A 17,901-nucleotide genomic window follows, 5' to 3' on the forward strand; every position below is an offset into this window, starting at 1 on the left:
CCATGATAGAGAATCTTTCAGCACCCGGCGAATTGGAACAATGGTCCGAAGGCTGTATAGAAGCGCTGCAGAAGGGTGATTTCACCCGAATCCGCGTGCGCAATCACCGCCATCTGATCCTGGCGGAGTACGGGGCAGACGATATTTTGATTGATTTGTCGAAAAAGGGGGCTGGCCGGGTGTATTTGCACATCGAGTCGACCTCCAAAGAAGTGCTTCGCTGGTTTAAATCCTGTGTGACGGATGCGATGATGAATGTTCGGCCCAACCTCAATCCAAACGCCGAGCGCAGTCAGAGCAGCTACGCACAGCATCCCCAAAACGGCAGCCCGAGATCCTCGGCGCAGCCCAGCGGTCAGAGCGCTTTCGATCAGGCTTACCGCAAGGCGCAGGCGGCTCGGCGCCAGGCCTCTCAGGAGGAACAGACGGCGAAGGCGCCTGATCTGGACGCAACGCGTATTGCGCCGGGGGTGTACCGGGAAGATCCTCTCGATTTAGACGCAACGCGTATTGCACAAAGTCCTTTTGAGCGGGCCAGAGACCGGCAGACGCTAACCCAACAGGCCGCGCAGGATGTCGAAATAGCAGCGGATGCTGCATATGATACGGACCCTTATGCCGACGAGGTCTTCTATGACGACAGCCCTTACGACGATTACGAAGATCAAACTGCGGACTTTGCGCCGGTCGATTACGGCGATGAGACGCCGGAAAGCGCAACCCAGTATCTCGATTACCCTGAGGAGGATCCCTACACAGCGGATGACGACTACGCTGACGATTTTGACGATGGCTACGCAGCAGATGATGGCGGTGTCTACGATGACGGGTACGCAGACGATGCAGGGTACGATCCAGATGGCGCTGTGTACGACGACCCATACGGCGACCCGGTCTATGAAAACGAGGCAGACGGCTACGATGAAGGGTATGAACCCGAGGCGCCTCAAACCCTTAGAGAAAAATGGGAGGCATTGACAGAAAAGACCTGGTTCTTAATTTTAATGCTCGCGGTTTTTCCGCCCTTGGGTTTGTATTTGATCTGGCATTACAGGCGATGGACCGGCGGCAGGCGCGTGCTGGCGACGGCGATCGGCGTTGCGTATTTTCTGTTCGTTTGGCTCGGTTTTCTCGGCGTGAATACCGGAATCAACCGCGACACCTTTACCAATCTGCGAAGCCAGACGAGCCAGTCCACCGGCAGCAATGTTCAGGACACGCCGGACACCGGTTCGGATTCGACGGACGCGTCAGATAGTGCCGATACGGCGGCTTCTGATACGACAAATTCGTCAGATACCACCGCCAACGATAACAATACGGTATTGGAACAGGCCGTCACCCAGTTCAATAACTGGGTTTCAAATCTCGTTCCGTAAAAAATCTCCAATCTCTGAAAAAATCAGGGATTGGAGATTTTTTTGATAATTTTAGGCCAGCGCCTCGACAGCAGCCTTTAAAAATCCGTAAGTCCGTTGGAACGACGAAATGAACATGTGTTCGTTGGCCGTGTGGATGTCGATATTGTCCGGGCCGATGGATACGATGTCGAGATCCGGCAGCGCGTTAGCGAAAAGGGAACATTCGAGACCGCCGTGGATGACCAGCGGTACGAGGGTTTCGCCCGTCTGCGCCTTCCAGATGGCGGACAAGGTGTCAAGCAGGGGAGAGGTTTCCCTGCAGTCCACGCGGGGTAAGAACCGGATGCTTCGGTTGTGCCGCCGAGCAGATCGATGAGACGGGTTACCCGTTCGCAGATGATATCTCGGGCGGTGTCGCGGTCGCTTCTGACGAGAAAGATCAGAGACAAAATCTTGTCCTCTGTTGCGGCGACGCCAAGGTTGAGGGAAGTATTGACCGCGCCGGCGACCGAACGGTTCATCGCGACGACGCCGCAGGGTGCTGCGGCAAGGGCACCGAGCACACGATTTTCAGAATCCGGGTCAAGGACAGCCGCTTCAACCGATTCGGGCTCTGGAAAGTCGAGGGTGAACGTCAGATTTTGATCCCGTTCTCCGGCGATGGCGCGAAAAGTCTGCTGCAGGGTATTGACCATTTGGTCGAGGGTCACCCGTTCGCCCGGCGCGATGAGCAGGCGCGCTTCTGCCGAGGTCGGGATCGCGTTATCGCGTTCGCCGCCCTTAAAATCGACGATGGAGAAATCGATATCCTTCGCGATGGTACAGAGCGCGTCGGCAAGCACCTTGACGGCGTTTAAGCCGAAGCAGTCGACTTCGTCGCCGGAGTGGCCGCCGGCCAGACCCGAAACAGACAGCACTGCCGCGAGGCCCTTGGCTTTAACGCGGCGGATCGGCAGTGTGCTGGTCATGTGGGTGCCGCCGGCACAGCCGATCGTCGCCGTGCCTTCGTCTTCGGAGTCGAGGTTGATCATAGAGCGGGCGTCGGCAAATTGCTTGTAATTCAACGCGTAAGCGCCGTCCATGCCGACTTCTTCTTCCGTCGTGAAAACGAGGTACAGTTTTGGATGAACGAGGTCCGGCTCGTCGAGCAGGGCCAGCGCCATGGCAACACCTGCACCGTCGTCGGCGCCGAGTGTGGTGCCGTCGGCGTAAAGGTCGTCGCCTTTGACGACAAGGGTGATCGGATCGCTGTTGAAATCGTGAATGACGCCGGGTTTTGCGACGGTCACCATGTCCAGATGCCCTTGAAGAATGACCGGCGCGGCGCCCTCGTGGCCAGGGCTGGCCGGAACGGTAATGACGACGTTGCCGGCGCCATCTCGCGTGGCGTCCAGGTGCTTTTCTTCAGCGAAGGCCAGGATGGCGTCCGAAAGCTTTTCTGTATGGTAAGAGCCGTGAGGAATGTCCGCGATGGCTTTAAAATGCTTGAATAAATGTTCAGGTTTTAAATTTTTAAGTGGATCAGACATCTTGATCCCTCCCTTCAATTCATTTCGGCTATTATATCAAATGCGCGCCGCGCCTGCTTGCTTTTACCCCCTATTTTTCATATAATAAAGGAAATTTAAATTATGGGAGAAATTCAATGTTTTCAACAAATAAAGATCAAAAGCAGAGTTTGAGCTTTTTCGATCGCTTATTCGGCCACTGGTGGATGATGTTTATCGAAGGGATTTTGATGATCGCGGTGGGCATTGTGATTGCGGCTGTGCCCGGTTTTCGGACCTTGACGATTTTGATCCGCCTGGTCGGGATCGAACGGCTGATTGTCGGCTTTTTCTACTTGATTTTGAGCCTGCGCGATCCGATCGCGGGGATATTAATTTCCGGACAGGCCTTGGCGAATTTGATTCTCGGCTTTTTCCTAGCACTGATGCCGGGCTTTTTCTTAAGCATTTTCATTTTCTTAGTTGCGATTTGGGCGTTTATTTCCGGAATCGGTATGCTCGTTCAAAACCGCGGCCCGCAGCGGTTGACGAGCCGGACGGTTGTCGGCATCCTTTTGATCGCCTTTGGACTTTTTGCCGGCATCAGTCCGGGCCATACGGCCAACGTGCTCGTGCTGGTATTCGCTGTGATGATTATCGTTTTTGGCGGCTACCTGTTGAATCGTTCTACGGACATGCGTAAAACCGAAAAGAAAATCGCAGAAGATGAAAAAGGCTACGACGATTACACGATTGAATAAGACGGGAGCAAGTGTATTATGAAAATTGTAGTAGGGATGTCCGGCGGTGTCGATTCCTCTGTGGCGGCGCTGCTCTTGAAGCAGGCCGGGCACGAAGTGATCGGCATTTTTATGAAAAACTGGGATGAAACCGACGAAAACGGGGTCTGCACCGCAACGGAGGATTACGAAGATGTGCGGCGCGTCTGCGAAAAAATCGGCATTCCGTATTATACAGTCAACTTTGAAAAAGAATATCAGGACCGTGTCTTTCAGGATTTTTTAGATGAATACAAGCGCGGACGGACGCCGAACCCGGACGTTTTGTGCAACAAAGAAATTAAATTCAAGGCTTTCCTCGACTACGCGATGAAAGTGGCCGGGGCCGATAAACTGGCAACGGGGCATTACGCCCAGATTCGGAAAAATGAAACCACCGGCCGTTACGAAATGCTTAAGGGGGCAGACGGCAACAAAGATCAAACGTATTTCCTCTGCCAGCTGGGGCAGGCGCAATTGTCGAAGACACTCTTTCCGATCGGCCATCTCGACAAGCGCGAAGTGCGCCGTCTCGCCGAGGCGTACGATTTATCTACAGCCGGTAAAAAGGATTCCACGGGGATTTGCTTCATCGGCGAGCGCAATTTTGGACAGTTTTTACATCAGTACATGGCCAACGCGCCCGGGCTAATCAAGGATTTGGACGGCAACGTCAAAGGCCGTCACAATGGCCTGATGTACTACACATTGGGGCAGCGGCGCGGCCTCGGCATTGGCGGACAGGGGACGGGCGAGCCTTGGTTTGTCGTCGAAAAGGATTTATCCACCAACACCCTTTACGTCGTGCAGGGCGACAGCCATCCGGCACTTTACTCGAAGGCATTGACCGCGTCGAAGATGAGTTGGGTTGCGGATGTTCCGCCGTCAGACAAACAATTCAAATGTCAGGCGAAGTTTCGGTACCGCCAGCCTGATCAGGGCGTTGCGGTTACCGTTAACGACGCGGAACACATTGAAGTCCGCTTTGATCAGCCGCAGCGCGCTGTGACACCGGGCCAGGAGGTGGTGCTGTACGACGGCGAGGTCTGTCTCGGCGGCGGCACCATCGACGCGATCACCAAGCTTGACGGCCGTATCCAAACCCATTGATTGGAGGCGGCTATGGCAAAAGACATGCACGCAAATCTGTCGACCCTTGTCTACATCGAGGACCCGGCGACACACAAGATTTTGATGCTCCACCGCGTGAAAAAAGATCACGACGTGAATCACGGCAAGTGGATCGGCGTCGGCGGCCATTTTGAAGCCGATGAAAGCCCTGAAGAATGTCTGCTGCGCGAGGTGTGGGAAGAAACGGGACTGACGTTAAAGCGCTGGCAGTTTCAGGGAATCGTGACCTTTGTTTCAGGCGACGGCGTGACAGAATACATGCACCTGTTTACAGCGGATGATTTTTCGGGAACCCCTCATCCCTGCAACGAAGGGGTGCTCAAATGGGTCGACAAGGATCAGATCTTAAATCTCAATCTCTGGGAAGGCGACCGAATCTTTTTTCGATTGATCCTTGAAGATCCGGCATTTTTTTCACTCAAGCTGGTGTACGATGGGAAGGGCGGACTCGTCGAAGCCGTTCAGGACGGTCATCCCCTTGAGTTGTTTGATGTGTTAGACGAAGACGGTCAACCGACTGGCATTGTCCGGGAACGGGGCGTCTGTCATCGAGACGGGAGCCTTCACGGCACAGTCCACATTTGGATTCTGCGCCGACATCACGGAAAATGGCAGGTGCTTCTCCAGAAGCGGGCGGCTTGCAAGGACTCTAACCCGGGATGCTATGATATTTCTTCGGCAGGTCACATCTCAGCCGGCGATACGCCGCTGCCTTCGGCGGTGCGCGAGGTGGGAGAAGAGCTCGGACTGAAGCTCACAGCTTCCGATCTTGTCGAAATCGGCCGGCACCGCGCCGGTTTTTCGTCCCATTTTCACGGTAAGCCCTTCGTTGATCAGGAGCTGAGCACGGTGTACCTGTGCACCAAAGCTTTTGACGCCGCTGACTTCAACCTCCAGGCCTCCGAGGTTGAGTCGGTCAAATGGTTCGATTTCGATGAAGCGGCGTCCGGTATCCGGGATGGCCGTATTCCCAATTGTATTTATGCCGATGAGTTCGATATGGTGGCAGATGCACTGTCTGCCCGTGATTTTCTGAAATAATACGGGAAATGGCAAAGACTTTAGCAGAAGATACAGTCGGGATTCGCTATAATGAATAGAAAATGGAAAGGTGGCGGTAGAAATGAAGAAGAATCCAATCGGTAGAATCGTCGTCCGCCGAGGCAGTGTGGCGGAATTGGCGGTGCCCTGCATCGTCTCGCCCACGGATCCGCAGCTTTCAGGAAAGGGCTTGACCGATCAGGCTGTACAGAAAGCCGGTGGACGAAAACTCGTCGAGGCTTGCCGCGAAATCGGTCATTTAAACGTCGGTGAAGTCGCCATGACAGATGGTTTTCAAAGTGATGCCGACCATATCATCTTTACAGTCGGTCCGCAGTATACTGGAAAGCCTGAAGATATCAAGGATTTGGCGGCGTGTTATCTGAATATTCTCGAGATGGTCAAAGAAAAGGACATCCACCAAGTCGTCATTCCGGCTATCAGCTGCGGCGGAGGAGGCTTTCCCATTGAGAAAGCGGCACCGCTGGCCATCGAAACCATCCGGAGCTGGCTGCGCCTCAACCCGGATTATTCCATTATCGTATTTGTCATCGGCATTATCCCGGTGGTTTACGAAGCTTATTGGCAGTATTTAATGGATCATCCGTATTAATAAGATTTATCAAGGAACAAAGCAATGACGAAAATCATTTGTTATGGGGATTCCAATACCTATGGCTACGATCCGCGGATGGGGGGCAGCGGTCGCTACGACGCGGCGCATCGATGGCCAGAAGTCATGGCGGAGCGGCTCAGCGCTGCGGGAAAGACGGTCGACGTCGTCAACGCCGGTTTTCCAGGGCGGACGCTGTCGACGATTCTTTACCCGGATTATTACGGCCACGGAGTGGATTTATTTACGACGTCAATGCGCGGATACGCGCTTTTCGACTGGCTGTTTGTTATGCTGGGCAGCAACGATGTTTTAAGGCCGGACTCAGTCGAATGTGTGACCGGCCGAATGGCCGATCTCATCGACGAAGCGGCCGCCTCCAATTGGTGGACGGACGGGTCACAGATTCTTTTGATGGCGCCGCCGCAGATCGGCAGAGAGGTGGACGCGCCGGCGGACGCTTTTTTGGGCGGCTATTGTTCGGCCCTAGGCGAGACGACGCTTGACGGTTTTGCAAAGAAAAGCCGAAAGCTCAGAGCGGCGTACCGCAGACTGGCTGAAGCGAAAAACGTTCACTTCTTTGACGCAGGCGAAGTTGCTGAAACGGGTCAGGTCGATTATATTCATTTGACTGAGAAAAGCCAGCAGCAGCTTGGCCAGGCGATGGGGCAAGTGGCTCTAAATTTGATTTAAACAAACGCCTTCAAGGGAGCGGACGGCTGCATCTGTAATACACACGATTTGCGGCCAGTCGCTTTGATTGGCCGGATCGTAGACTGCAAGCGTTGGAAAGCCCGCGGTGTGCGCGGTTGTGAGGGCGGTCAGGTTATCTTCGACGACAAGGGTTGACGAGGGTTTTGAATGAATGGCCTCAGCGGCAGCAAGAAAAATTTTCGGAGAAGATTTGCCGGCGCGGATTGCCGGATCCTGATCGGTGAGAATGGCAGCGAAGCAATCTAGGATATTCAAGCGCGAAAAGGCTGCGCGGATCAGCGCCCGATCGCCGACAGAAGCCACAGCAAGGGGCATCTGCGCCGCAAGGGTCTGCACAAAGTTCAGGGCGCCGGGCTTGAGCGGCGCTTCCTTTCGGTAGAAGGCGGCGATTTCGTTCAAGATCGCCTGCTGAATGGCATCGATGGACAAACTTAAGCGGTAGTGTTCTTTGAGATAAGCGCTGCTTTGATCGAGGGTCATGTCAAACAGCAGCTCCCCGAGTCCAGGCTCTGGTGTGATGCCGAGTGTACTCAAAACGCGGGCACCGACGTCGTGCCAGATAGGCATGGTGTCGAGCAATGTGCCGTCCACATCTAGAACCGCGCCGGTGAGACCATTTAAATTTATTTTCTTTTTCATGATTTTCTTTTCTTTCTTAATCTTTTGCGGTATGGTAGATACAAATAGTTTATCAAAAAAACTGAATAAAGTAGGGCTTATTATGAAAACTTCAAAAGAAAATCAAGTCGATATCCAGGAACTCAAAAAAATTCTTGAGATCCGGAACCAGGAAAATGCGTTTTCCAACGAAATGGGCATTCGGGGAACGGTTATCAAAAAAGGTTACGCGGAAACGGAACTGGTCCTTGCGCCCAAGCACTTTAATTTAAATCATTCTGTGCACGGCGGCTGCCTTTATACCTTGGCAGATAATGCCGGCGGCGCCTGTGCCTCCTCCCATGGGCAGCGGGTGGCGACGCTGTGCGGCGATCTTCAATTCATGCGTCCGGCCATCGACTGCAAAAAATTGACGGCTGTCGCGCGGGAAAAGAAAGCGGGCAAGCGTGTCATTGTTGTGGACATCAGCATTTATGACGAAGAAGGTACTGAAATTGCCTGCGGCTTGTTTGATTACGCGAAAATGAAGATGAAATACTGAAAGGAGAGGAAAATATGCTCTATCAAAATTTCCAAAACGTTTCCTTATCGGCGTTGGGATTCGGCGGGATGCGGCTGCCGGTCATTGACGGCGACGACGCCAGAATCGATGGCTTAAAGGGCGCTGAGATGGTCGATTCCGCGATTCGCGCGGGGATCAATTATTTCGACACGGCCTGGGGTTATCACCACGGAAAATCCGAAAAGTTTTTTGGAAATGTGTTGATCAATTATCCCCGGGACAGTTATTTCTTAGCGTCCAAATTTCCGGGATACGACACGACGAATTTCCCGAAGGTCCGCGAAATTTTTGAGGAACAGCTCAAAAAATGTCGGACGAAATATTTTGATTTTTATTTATTCCACAACGTCAACGAAAGTAACATTGATTTTTACTTAGATCCAAAATACGGCGTACGGGATTATTTGGTCGAACAGCGGCGCAGCGGCCGTATCCGGCATCTGGGATTTTCTGCGCACGGCGAACTGCCAACGATTAAACGCTTCCTCGAAGCTTACGGCGACGATTTAGAATTCATGCAGATTCAGTTAAACTGGATCGACTGGACGTTCCAAGACGCCAAGGACAAGGTGGCACTGGCACGGGAATTCGATCTGCCCATCTGGGTCATGGAGCCCCTGCGCGGCGGCAAGCTGGCTCAGCTGTCAGACGAGGCCATGGCCAAGCTCGAGGCGCTTCGTCCGGAAGTCTCGGCAGCAGAATGGGGATTCCGCTTCTTGCAGACCATTCCGGAGGTCAAACTCATCCTCTCTGGAATGAGCACCCTCGGCCAGCTGGAACGCAACTGCGCGATGTTCTCCGATGAAAAACCGCTGAATGAAGAAGAATGGAACGCGCTTCAGCAGATTGCACGTGAAATGATTGAAAAAGAAGAAGTACCGTGCACAGCCTGTCATTATTGTGTTGAGCATTGTCCGAAGGGTCTCGATATTCCAAAATTGATCGCGCTTTACAACGAACAGCATTTCACTGGAGGCGGGTTTATCGCACCGATGCGCTTGTCGACGATGGGGGAAGGGCATCTTCCCTGTGACTGTATTGCCTGCCACAGCTGTGAAAAGGTCTGTCCGCAGAATATCAAGATTTCCGAAGTGATGAAAAAGTTCACCGATGAGCTGCTTCAAAACGACAGATTTCAGGCCGCGAAAGAAACTGTGTAAAAATTAGGACAAGCTCCAAATTTCGGGGCTTGTTTTTTTAAAATAAAAATGACTGCAATAATCTGAATAATTTGAAAGAATTTTAAATGAATGGTTAAACATTTAAAATAAATTATGTTAAACTAGATAAAGTAAAAGAATGGAGGAAAAAAATGCCGACGAGGAAGAGAAAACCGAAATTGGTGGCGACCAAAGGACGCTATCAAAGAAAGCTGATCCTGAAAAGTACAGCGGGTGGCTTGCTTGTCGGTTTGATCGCCGGCGGCGTTTCTGTTGTTTACCGTTCTGCGAGTACACTATTCCAGGGGAGTCAGGCCTTTATGCTGGCCCATGCGACCAATATCCCGCTTATTGTCGTCTATTTTTTCGCGCTCCTGGTCTTGGCCTTTCTGGTCCGCAAAATCATCACCTGGGAGCCGTTTACTGCAGGCTCGGGTATCTCAGAAGTTCGCGGCGAAGTGCAAGGCTATTTCGACATGGATTGGATTAAGGTGCTCATCGGCAAATTTATTGGCTGCCTGCTTACAATGGCCGGCGGATTGTCCCTTGGGCGGGAAGGTCCGTCGGTTCAGCTGGGGGCGATGGCCGGCAAGGGACTGTCCAGAGTGACTCACCGCGGCAAAAAAGCTGAGCATTATTTGATCACCTGCGGCGCCAGTGCCGGGCTGTCCGCCGCATTTAACTGTCCACTGACCGGCGTAATGTTTGCCCTTGAAACCTTTAACGCGGAGTATTCGGTGAATCTTCTGTTCACCGCGTTGATCGCTTCGGTCACAGCGGATTTTGTCTCAAAAGTATTTTTTGGAATGAGTCCGGTGTTTGCCGTTCCCCTCGATCTGTTTCTACCGCTTTCAACGGTGGGCTTCGTGATCGCGCTCGGGGTGATCTGCGGGGTGACAGGGCAGATCTTTTACCGGTCCATACACATCGCAAAGAAGTTCTACGACAAATTATCCCTTCCTGAAAATACTGAACCGGTCATTCCCTTTTTGCTGGCTGGCGTTTTGGGATTGACACTTCCGGGCGTGCTCGGGGACGGACATCTGATCTTGGAGCAGCTGGTTCAGGGAGAAATCGCAGTGCGGATGATTGCATTGCTTTTGGCGGTGAAATTTGCATATTCGATGCTGTGCTTCACTTCAAAATCGCCAGGCGGGTCACTGGCGCCGATGATCGTGTTAGGCGCTTTCGTCGGTGGGCTGTACGGCCATTTGGCTGTGCGCGTTCTCGGCCTGGACGCCATGTTGATTAATAACTTTGTCATCCTCGCCATGGCCGGATACTTTGCGGCGATTGTGAGAACGCCGCTGACGGCTGTTGCACTGGCGTGTGAATTGACCGGCAGTTTCAGTCATTTAATTTATTTCGGTATTGTTGTCACCGTAGCCGAGGTCGTCTCGTCGATGATGAAAACAGAACCCATGTACGAAGCTGGGATGCAGAATTTGCTGATTCAGCATCACATCATCAGCGAATAAAGACAATTCAAGAAAGGCAAATGGAGGTAATCGATGCAAGGCTATAAGTTTCTCTTAGATTTGGCACTCATACTATTGTCGACAAAGGTATTGGGCCTTTTAACTAAGCGGGTCCAAATGCCGCAGGTGGTTGGCGCGCTTTTGGCTGGACTGATTTTAGGACCGGCAATGCTCAATGTCATTTCCGAAACGCAGTTTATTAAAGATTCAGCGGAAATCGGTGTGATTGTACTGATGTTCACCGCAGGGCTTGAAACGGATGTTCAAGAATTGAAGCGAACGGGGAAAGCATCTTTTGTCATTGCGCTGATCGGTGTCATTGTGCCGTTGATCGGGGGCTACTTTGTCGCTCAGTATTTCAATCGCCCCGGCATGATGAGCTCTGGGCTGTCGACACCGGTGTATCTGCAGAACCTGTTCATCGGGGTCATTCTGACGGCGACTTCGGTTTCCATCACCGTCGAAACCCTTAAGGAAATCGGCAAACTCAACACCCATTCGGGCAATGCAATTCTCGGCGCTGCGATCATCGACGACGTGCTCGGCATTATTGCATTGACGATTGTGACGTCTATGGCGGATACGTCGGTGTCGATTGTGATGGTGCTGCTCAAGATCGTCGGCTTTTTCGTCTTTGCCGGTGTAGCGGGTTTCTTCTTCCTGAAATTTTTCCGCTGGTGGACGCAGAAATCGGAAAAGGGCCTGAGACGTCACACGATCATCGCTTTCGTTTTTTGCCTGCTGATTTCCTACTGCGCTGAAAAATTCTTTGGCGTAGCCGATATTACAGGGGCTTTTATTGCGGGGTTAGTCATCTCAATGACGCCCAAACGCGAATACGTGGCCAATCGATTCAGCACGCTCTCTTATCTCTACCTCTCACCGATTTTCTTCGCGAGTATCGGTTTGGAAGTGGATCTGCCGTCAATGAACGCAACGGTGGTTATGTTCTCGGTCATTCTTGTGGTGGTCGCCATTGTGACGAAAATCATCGGCTGCGGCGCTGGCGCGCTGGTTTGCCATTACAAAAAATATCAAAGTCTGCGCATCGGCGTCGGGATGATTTCCAGAGGAGAAGTGGCTTTGATCGTTGCAAGCAAGGGCCAGTCCCTTGGACTGATTTCTAATGCCTTTATCGGACCGGTTATTCTGGTTGTCATCATTACGACAATCGTCACGCCGATCATGCTTAAATCTGTATTTGCCCGAACGATGAAATACACGCCCCAGGGACTGGCTGCGCAGGCTGCAGCAGTCGATGTAGATCATATAGATGTGGAAAACAATCTGGCGCGAACCTACGAAAACATCAATGCGATGCAGGAAAGCGGAAATGGTCTTCCAGACGATGCCAAGGATTCGAAGCACACGCGATAATCACACAGACATTCAAAACTCCGGCCTTTCGGTCGGAGTTTTTTGACGCAGTTTTTAAAAAAGCACTTGCTTTTTTTGCGTGTCTTTGTTATTATAATCGAGTCAGCAATGCCGAAGTGATGGAATTGGCAGACTTGGCGGACTCAAAATCCGTTGGTAGCGATACCGTGTGGGTTCGAATCCCACCTTCGGCACCAGATAAAAAATAAAAGTGTTTCTGATTTTTCAGAAACACTTTTTTATTTTGTATAAAATTTACAACTGTGCGATACGTTCCTGGCGGTCCTGCCACATTTCAGCGAACAGCGCAATGGAATCGAGCACATCTTCTAGAGATAGCACATCGGTTTCGGTTTTGATATCCGATGCGGCGTCGTAATAGGCTTTGCGTTTGGCTTTCATTTCGCCGATTTTCTTGACGAGATCGTCGTGAGAGGGTGCGTCGGCGAGAAGCGGACGGATATCGGCACCGTCTTTTTCGATGCGGTCAGCGAGGATGTCGTCGGCGCAGATCAGCTCAACGGTGAAACAATTATCTTTTAACAGCTGACGGTTTTCTTCGGAGAGGGGCAGGCCGCCGCCGCAGGCGATGACACAGCCAGCCGGATGAGACGCATTTAATACATCCTTCAAAGTCTGGGTTTCCATTTCACGGAATGCTGGTTCGCCGTCTTCTTCAAAAATCTTTTCAATGGTTTTGCCTGTGCTCTGAGCAATTATGGCATCGGTATCGTAGAATCCGTAATGGAGTTCATGGGATAATGCCCGTCCGACGGTCGTTTTGCCGACGCCCATGTAGCCGATCAAGGCAATATTTTTTGGCATAGTCATATGAATAATGGCCTCCTGTTTGTGTAGGTTTTCTATGATGATAACGGAGAAGGCTTAAAGGTGCAAGTCTTTTCTGAAACGGCGGATCGTGTCGGGGGTGAGTTGTCCAGGCGCCGTCGCGTCAGCATCAGAAAGAGCTGCGTAAGTCAGGCTGCCGCCAAAATATTCCGGCGCGACGCGCAGCAGTTTTCCAGGTTCGCCCATCATGATGAAAATAATCGGCTTTTTCCAATGCCCCTTCTGAAGGAAACGGAGCATCACGGAAGCAGACTGCAGAATATCGCCTTTATTTTCAGCCCACATGGCGACTTTAATGACATCCGGGCCAAGTTCGGCGATGTCGTAGAGTTTTTGCTTGAAGGCTTTGGGCTTCAATGTCTTTTTAAAATTGTGATAGGATAAAATTAAACGCTTGCCCTGGCTGTGCGCTGCCTTCCGAAGAGGTTTGATCATTTTTTCTGAGCTGCCGGCCTCGATGTCGATGTAAGCGACAGCAGGATGGGCAAGGGCTTGCATCGTGGCTTGACAGCGGACATTTTCACCTGCTTCGGCGCAAGCGCCGCCTTCTTCAAAACTTCGGAAAGTGTAGAGGAGTGGTACCTGTTTTTCAGCCAATGCATTGAGACATACAGTTTGCTCGTCGTCGCTCATCAAGCCGAGGGCATCCCGGCGCCATTCGATTAAATCAGGTTTCAATGCTGCGGCCTGTTCGGCGTAAGCGGGCAGGACGTCTTTCTGATTGGGACCAATGGGAATACAAAGCGCAAAAGTATTGGGCGCTAAAATAAAAGATTGACTTAAAGATTTCATAATTTAAGTTTACGCCTCATCCGATAAATTTTCAAGTTGTGTTATAATAAAAATCAATTCAAACACGCTGCGCAAAAGGAGGAAAGTCAGATGACAGGTTTATCATCAAAGCAAGCCGCAAAATTAATGGCTGACGGCAAGGGCAACACCCAGGTTTCAAAGTCAGCGAAGACGGTCAAGCAGATCATCAAAGAAAATACGCTGACGTACTTCAACTTGATTTTCGTCGTCCTGGCGCTGCTTTTGGTGGTGAGCGGCGCATGGAATTCGCTGACCTTTCTCCCGGTGATTATCGCGAATACGTTCATTGGAATTATCCAAGAGGTTCAAGCAAAAAGGGTACTGGACAAGCTGACCATCATGAATGCACCGGTATCGGTCGTGTACCGCGACGGAAGGCCCAAAAAAATGCGGACAGAGGAACTGGTCTTAGGGGATGTGATCGTGCTGGAAGGTGGCGTGCAGATCCCCGCGGACGCTGAAGTGATCTCCGGCGAGATCGCAGTGAATGAGGCACTGCTGACAGGCGAGGCTGACGAAATTACGAAACAGCCTGGGGACGAACTCATGTCTGGCGCTTTTGTGGTGTCGGGGAAATGCGTGGCGCGGCTGACCCACGTCGGCGCTGACGCCTACATCAACAAGCTGACGCTGAAGGCCAAGGCCGTCGAAACCGACGACCGTTCCGAAATGGTGCGCGCCATTGACGGGATCGTCAAACTTGCCGGAATCGTAATCATCCCGATTGGCATTCTGCTCCTTTACCAAAGTATTGGGGTGGCGGGCAACTCGTTTACCAGTGCGGTGCCGTCGATGGTTGCCGCCGTGATCGGCATGATTCCAGAAGGGCTGTATCTGTTGCTTTCCGTGACACTGGCGGTTTCTGCAATGCGTTTGGCGCGAAAACAAGTCATGCTTCACGATATGAAGAGCATTGAGTCGCTGGCGCGCGTCGATGTGGTCTGCGTCGACAAGACCGGGACCATTACAGACAACGCGATGCTCGTGGCCGACGCAGTGCCGGTGCGGCAGATGAACCGCGCGCAGATGACACGTGCGGGGGATTTGGTCAGCCGCTATTTGGGCGCTTTAGACGATAGCAACGCGACGTCTGAAGCGATGATTGATTATTTCGGCGAGACGAAAGCCGCAGATGCGGTCGAGACCCTGCCCTTTTCGTCGCGCTACAAGTACTCGGCCGTACGTTTCAGAGAAGGTGTTTTCGTGCTTGGCGCGCCAGAAATCGTCCTTAAGCGTCATTTTCATCTTTATCAGGACGAAGTCAATGGTTACGCGTCCAAAGGGTATCGCGTGGTGGTCTTCGGGCAGGTGATGGACAGGGATGCTATTCCGGAAAACGGGCTGGATCAATGCGATGTCGATCCGATTTTCTTCGTCATGCTTCAGAACCCGATTCGGGAAAACGCAGCCCAGACCTTTGAGTATTTTGCGAGTCAGGGCGTGACGGTGAAAGTGATTTCCGGCGACAACCCGGTCACCGTTTCGGAGGTGGCCAAACGGGCGGGGATTGCCGGTGCAGCGCATTACGTCAACGCCCAAACGTTGGATTCTCCCCAAGCGATCGACGAGGCAGTTAAAAACATGACGGTGTTTGGCCGGGTCACCCCGGAGCAGAAACGCGAAATTGTTCACGCCTTGCAGGCTCAGGGGCACACGGTTGCGATGACCGGCGACGGCGTCAACGATATTCTGGCGATGAAGGATTCGGACTGCTCGATTGCGATGGCTTCGGGATCCGAGGCAGCCGTTCAGGCGGCGCAGGTTGCTCTGCTCGATTCCGATTTTTCCCACATGCCTCAAATCGTTTCTGAAGGCCGCCGGGTGATTAATAACATCGAACGTTCAGCGACGCTGTTTTTGGTGAAGAATATCTTTTCGTTTCTGCTCTCGATCTTTACGATCGTCAGCATCATGAAATACCCGCTGACGCCGTCGCAGATTTCCCTTGTGTCGATGTTCAACATCGGGATTCCGGCATTCTTCCTCGCGATGGAATCAAACAACCGGCGCATTGAAGGCCATTTTATCCAGCGGGTCATGCTCAGGGCCATGCCGGCCGCATTGACGGACTTCTTTATGATTGCGGCACTGGTCATATTTGGACAGACCTTTGGCGTCGGCAACGAGGACATTTCCGTAGCCGCGACGTTTTTGCTGGCCATTGTCGGTTTCATTATTCTGTACAATATTTCCAGGCCGCTCAATCCGTTCCGCGCCATTGTGATCAGCGGTTGTATTGCCGGATTGGTTGTTTTGGCGGTGACGATGAATTCGCTGTTTGATATTCAGTTCGTTTCGGTAAAATGTGTGATGCTGTTCGTGCTCTTTGCGATTGCAACCGTGCCGTGCATGCAAGTGCTGACGAAATTTTTTATCTTGATCGATCATTTGATCGCGAAGCGTACGGGCAGAAAAACCATCGCTTATGAAAATATCACCTAAAAACAAGAAAAAGGGAGGAATTTACAATGAAAATGATTGGACCATCAGCAGACGCACTTTTAAAAATGTGCGTGATTGCAAAATCTGACGAAGAAAAAAAGGAATTGGAAACAAAGGGACAGGTCGATCCCAAAGTTCTGGAAGCGTCGCCTCTAAACGAACATGATAGCAGCATGAACCAAAACCGCTATACCCTTGAGGTAGGCGTCAACCCGAACCTGGAGTACGATATCACCGGCGTGATGCAGACCTTGGAAAATCTTGGAGATGCACCGGATTATCACGTGGTGGACTGGAACAGCGCACAGGTATTCATGGCTACGGTCATGCGGATCGCGACGCAGAACGCCTTGGCAGATTTTGCCCAAGGCGATTCGAGCAAATTGATGCTGACGGAAAAGGAAGATCTTTCCGATGTGGTTCAAAAGGTGCCGGAAATCTGGGTGATGAAGCAGTTTTACGACGCGTGTTTCGATGATTTAGACCGCGATTTTACAGACAATACCTTTGCTGTCTCGTTAAAGACAATTGAAGAAGCGTAAAGAGAAAAAATAAAAAGGCCTTCCAGAGCGATCCTTGCGATCGCTTGTGGAAAGCCTTTTTGTTTAACGTTACATTTTCGATAAGAACCAATCCCGCTTCCAAAGCATGAAAAGAATGAGCGCGATTTGTGCCGCAAAAGAAAGCACGACAAATCCGTATTTGCCGCGAATCAAGAAAGAACCGGCCAGGCAGTTCAGAACGATTTGAATCCAGCTGGAGGCAGCCACAGCCGCGCCAAAACCGACGGCAGAAATGGATGTCGACGAAGCGATATAGGGAATGATGCCGTTGGGAATGCCGGGAATGAGGCAAGCCATGCCGAAAACAAATTCGGGATTGGCCGAATTGATTTTACTCATGATCCAGCTGCTTTCGGTTTTCTTCTGGAGGGAGCCGGATAATTTACGTCCCAGCGCTGTTTTTTCCGCAAAGCGATTGCCGATTCTGCGAGCGAAGACGAAAACCATGCAGTTGCCGGCGACAAAGCCGACGTAGCACAAAATAAAAGCAACCCACCATTTGTAAATCAGCCCGGCGGCGACCTGAATAGCCATCCCTGGGAAAACAATGCTGATCACCTGAATGATTGAAAAGAGAATAATCGTGAGAAAGCCGCGCCACCGTCCCTGTTTTGCCAAATAGGCGGCAATTTCCTCTTCATCGCCCTTTTGCAGCAATTTGACGAGCATGGGGAAGGACTTTGCGGCGTTACCGAACGCGATATAAATCATCCAGATAAAAACGGCTACGGTTGCGATCACGACAAGATTTTTCCAATGCTTTTGTAAAAAAGACTTGAACGAATGATTCATACGCGCATCCTTTATATATGATGTTTTTATCTTATTTGTAAAGTCGAAATAAATCGAATATAAGTAACCATTATAATATCTCAATCCTTTAAGGATTGTCAAGACAACCGGTGAAATAAAC

General features: G+C 51.4%; 17 protein-coding genes and 1 tRNA gene. 13 read left to right on the forward strand and 5 right to left on the reverse strand.

Going from position 1 to position 17,901, the window contains the following annotated elements; translation table 11 throughout:
• The first annotated feature begins 2 nt into the window (after positions 1–2).
• Complete coding sequence (locus FYJ52_RS00740) at positions 3–1,379, forward strand: tripartite tricarboxylate transporter TctB family protein (RefSeq protein ID WP_154575351.1); 1,377 nt, start codon at positions 3–5, stop codon at positions 1,377–1,379.
• A gap of 77 nt (positions 1,380–1,456) precedes the next feature.
• Here FYJ52_RS00740 and pepD read toward each other — a convergent pair whose 3' ends face one another.
• A complete protein-coding gene (gene pepD / locus FYJ52_RS00745) occupies positions 1,457–2,890 on the reverse strand; it encodes a beta-Ala-His dipeptidase (RefSeq protein ID WP_154575352.1) in 1,434 nt (477 codons plus the stop codon).
• Positions 2,891–3,006: 116 nt separating this feature from the next.
• On the opposite strand from pepD, the gene FYJ52_RS00750 reads away from it, so the two are divergent.
• From FYJ52_RS00750 to FYJ52_RS00770, 5 genes are all read left to right on the forward strand, one after another.
• Complete coding sequence (locus FYJ52_RS00750; RefSeq protein ID WP_154575353.1) at positions 3,007–3,609, forward strand: HdeD family acid-resistance protein; 603 nt, start codon at positions 3,007–3,009, stop codon at positions 3,607–3,609.
• Positions 3,610–3,627: 18 nt separating this feature from the next.
• A complete protein-coding gene (mnmA, locus tag FYJ52_RS00755) occupies positions 3,628–4,737 on the forward strand; it encodes a tRNA 2-thiouridine(34) synthase MnmA (RefSeq protein ID WP_154575354.1) in 1,110 nt (369 codons plus the stop codon).
• Between the two features lie 12 nt (positions 4,738–4,749).
• A complete protein-coding gene (locus FYJ52_RS00760; protein WP_235901451.1) occupies positions 4,750–5,799 on the forward strand; it encodes an NUDIX domain-containing protein in 1,050 nt (349 codons plus the stop codon).
• An 82-nt stretch (positions 5,800–5,881) separates the two neighbouring features.
• Entirely contained in the window at positions 5,882–6,412 is a 531-nt protein-coding gene (locus tag FYJ52_RS00765; protein WP_154575355.1) for a macro domain-containing protein, read from the forward strand.
• Positions 6,413–6,436: 24 nt separating this feature from the next.
• On the forward strand, positions 6,437–7,105 hold the full coding sequence (locus tag FYJ52_RS00770) for a GDSL-type esterase/lipase family protein (protein ID WP_154575356.1): 669 nt from the start codon (positions 6,437–6,439) through the stop codon (positions 7,103–7,105).
• Here the strand turns inward: FYJ52_RS00770 and FYJ52_RS00775 are convergent.
• Positions 7,091–7,765 carry an HAD family hydrolase gene (locus FYJ52_RS00775; protein ID WP_154575357.1) on the reverse strand — a complete coding sequence of 225 codons (675 nt, stop codon included), beginning with the start codon at positions 7,763–7,765 and terminating at the stop codon, positions 7,091–7,093. The genes FYJ52_RS00770 and FYJ52_RS00775 overlap by 15 nt on opposite strands.
• An 82-nt stretch (positions 7,766–7,847) precedes the next feature.
• On the opposite strand from FYJ52_RS00775, the gene FYJ52_RS00780 reads away from it, so the two are divergent.
• The 5 genes from FYJ52_RS00780 (at position 7,848) to FYJ52_RS00800 (ending at position 12,518) form a co-directional block, all read left to right on the forward strand.
• Positions 7,848–8,285: a PaaI family thioesterase gene (locus FYJ52_RS00780; RefSeq protein ID WP_205960716.1), complete on the forward strand. Its 438-nt coding sequence runs from the start codon at positions 7,848–7,850 to the stop codon at positions 8,283–8,285.
• 14 nt (positions 8,286–8,299) lie between these two features.
• Positions 8,300–9,466 carry an aldo/keto reductase gene (locus FYJ52_RS00785; RefSeq protein ID WP_154575359.1) on the forward strand — a complete coding sequence of 389 codons (1,167 nt, stop codon included), beginning with the start codon at positions 8,300–8,302 and terminating at the stop codon, positions 9,464–9,466.
• A gap of 152 nt (positions 9,467–9,618) precedes the next feature.
• Positions 9,619–10,944: a ClC family H(+)/Cl(-) exchange transporter gene (locus tag FYJ52_RS00790; protein ID WP_154575360.1), complete on the forward strand. Its 1,326-nt coding sequence runs from the start codon at positions 9,619–9,621 to the stop codon at positions 10,942–10,944.
• 33 nt (positions 10,945–10,977) lie between these two features.
• On the forward strand, positions 10,978–12,321 hold the full coding sequence (locus FYJ52_RS00795; RefSeq protein WP_154575361.1) for a cation:proton antiporter: 1,344 nt from the start codon (positions 10,978–10,980) through the stop codon (positions 12,319–12,321).
• Positions 12,322–12,431: 110 nt separating this feature from the next.
• Positions 12,432–12,518 (forward strand) — tRNA-Leu (locus tag FYJ52_RS00800).
• 58 nt (positions 12,519–12,576) lie between these two features.
• On the opposite strand, the gene FYJ52_RS00805 is transcribed toward FYJ52_RS00800, so the two are convergent.
• Together FYJ52_RS00805 and FYJ52_RS00810 are read right to left on the reverse strand one after the other, a co-directional pair.
• Complete coding sequence (locus FYJ52_RS00805; RefSeq protein ID WP_154575362.1) at positions 12,577–13,152, reverse strand: shikimate kinase; 576 nt, start codon at positions 13,150–13,152, stop codon at positions 12,577–12,579.
• Positions 13,153–13,206: 54 nt separating this feature from the next.
• Positions 13,207–13,962 (reverse strand): type I 3-dehydroquinate dehydratase, encoded by a 756-nt coding sequence (locus tag FYJ52_RS00810; RefSeq protein ID WP_154575363.1) that lies wholly within the window; start codon positions 13,960–13,962, stop codon positions 13,207–13,209.
• 90 nt (positions 13,963–14,052) lie between these two features.
• On the opposite strand from FYJ52_RS00810, the gene FYJ52_RS00815 reads away from it, so the two are divergent.
• Positions 14,053–16,425, forward strand: a complete 2,373-nt coding sequence (locus tag FYJ52_RS00815) for an HAD-IC family P-type ATPase (protein WP_154575364.1) — start codon at positions 14,053–14,055, stop codon at positions 16,423–16,425.
• A gap of 26 nt (positions 16,426–16,451) precedes the next feature.
• A complete protein-coding gene (locus tag FYJ52_RS00820) occupies positions 16,452–16,967 on the forward strand; it encodes a hypothetical protein (protein WP_154575365.1) in 516 nt (171 codons plus the stop codon).
• Between the two features lie 69 nt (positions 16,968–17,036).
• Here FYJ52_RS00820 and FYJ52_RS00825 read toward each other — a convergent pair whose 3' ends face one another.
• Positions 17,037–17,780 carry a TVP38/TMEM64 family protein gene (locus tag FYJ52_RS00825; protein WP_205960717.1) on the reverse strand — a complete coding sequence of 248 codons (744 nt, stop codon included), beginning with the start codon at positions 17,778–17,780 and terminating at the stop codon, positions 17,037–17,039.
• Between the last annotated feature and the right edge of the window lie 121 nt (positions 17,781–17,901).

Origin of the sequence: Pseudoramibacter porci (assembly GCF_009696145.1) — a bacterium.
Taxonomy (GTDB): Bacteria; Bacillota; Clostridia; order Eubacteriales; family Eubacteriaceae; genus Pseudoramibacter; species Pseudoramibacter porci.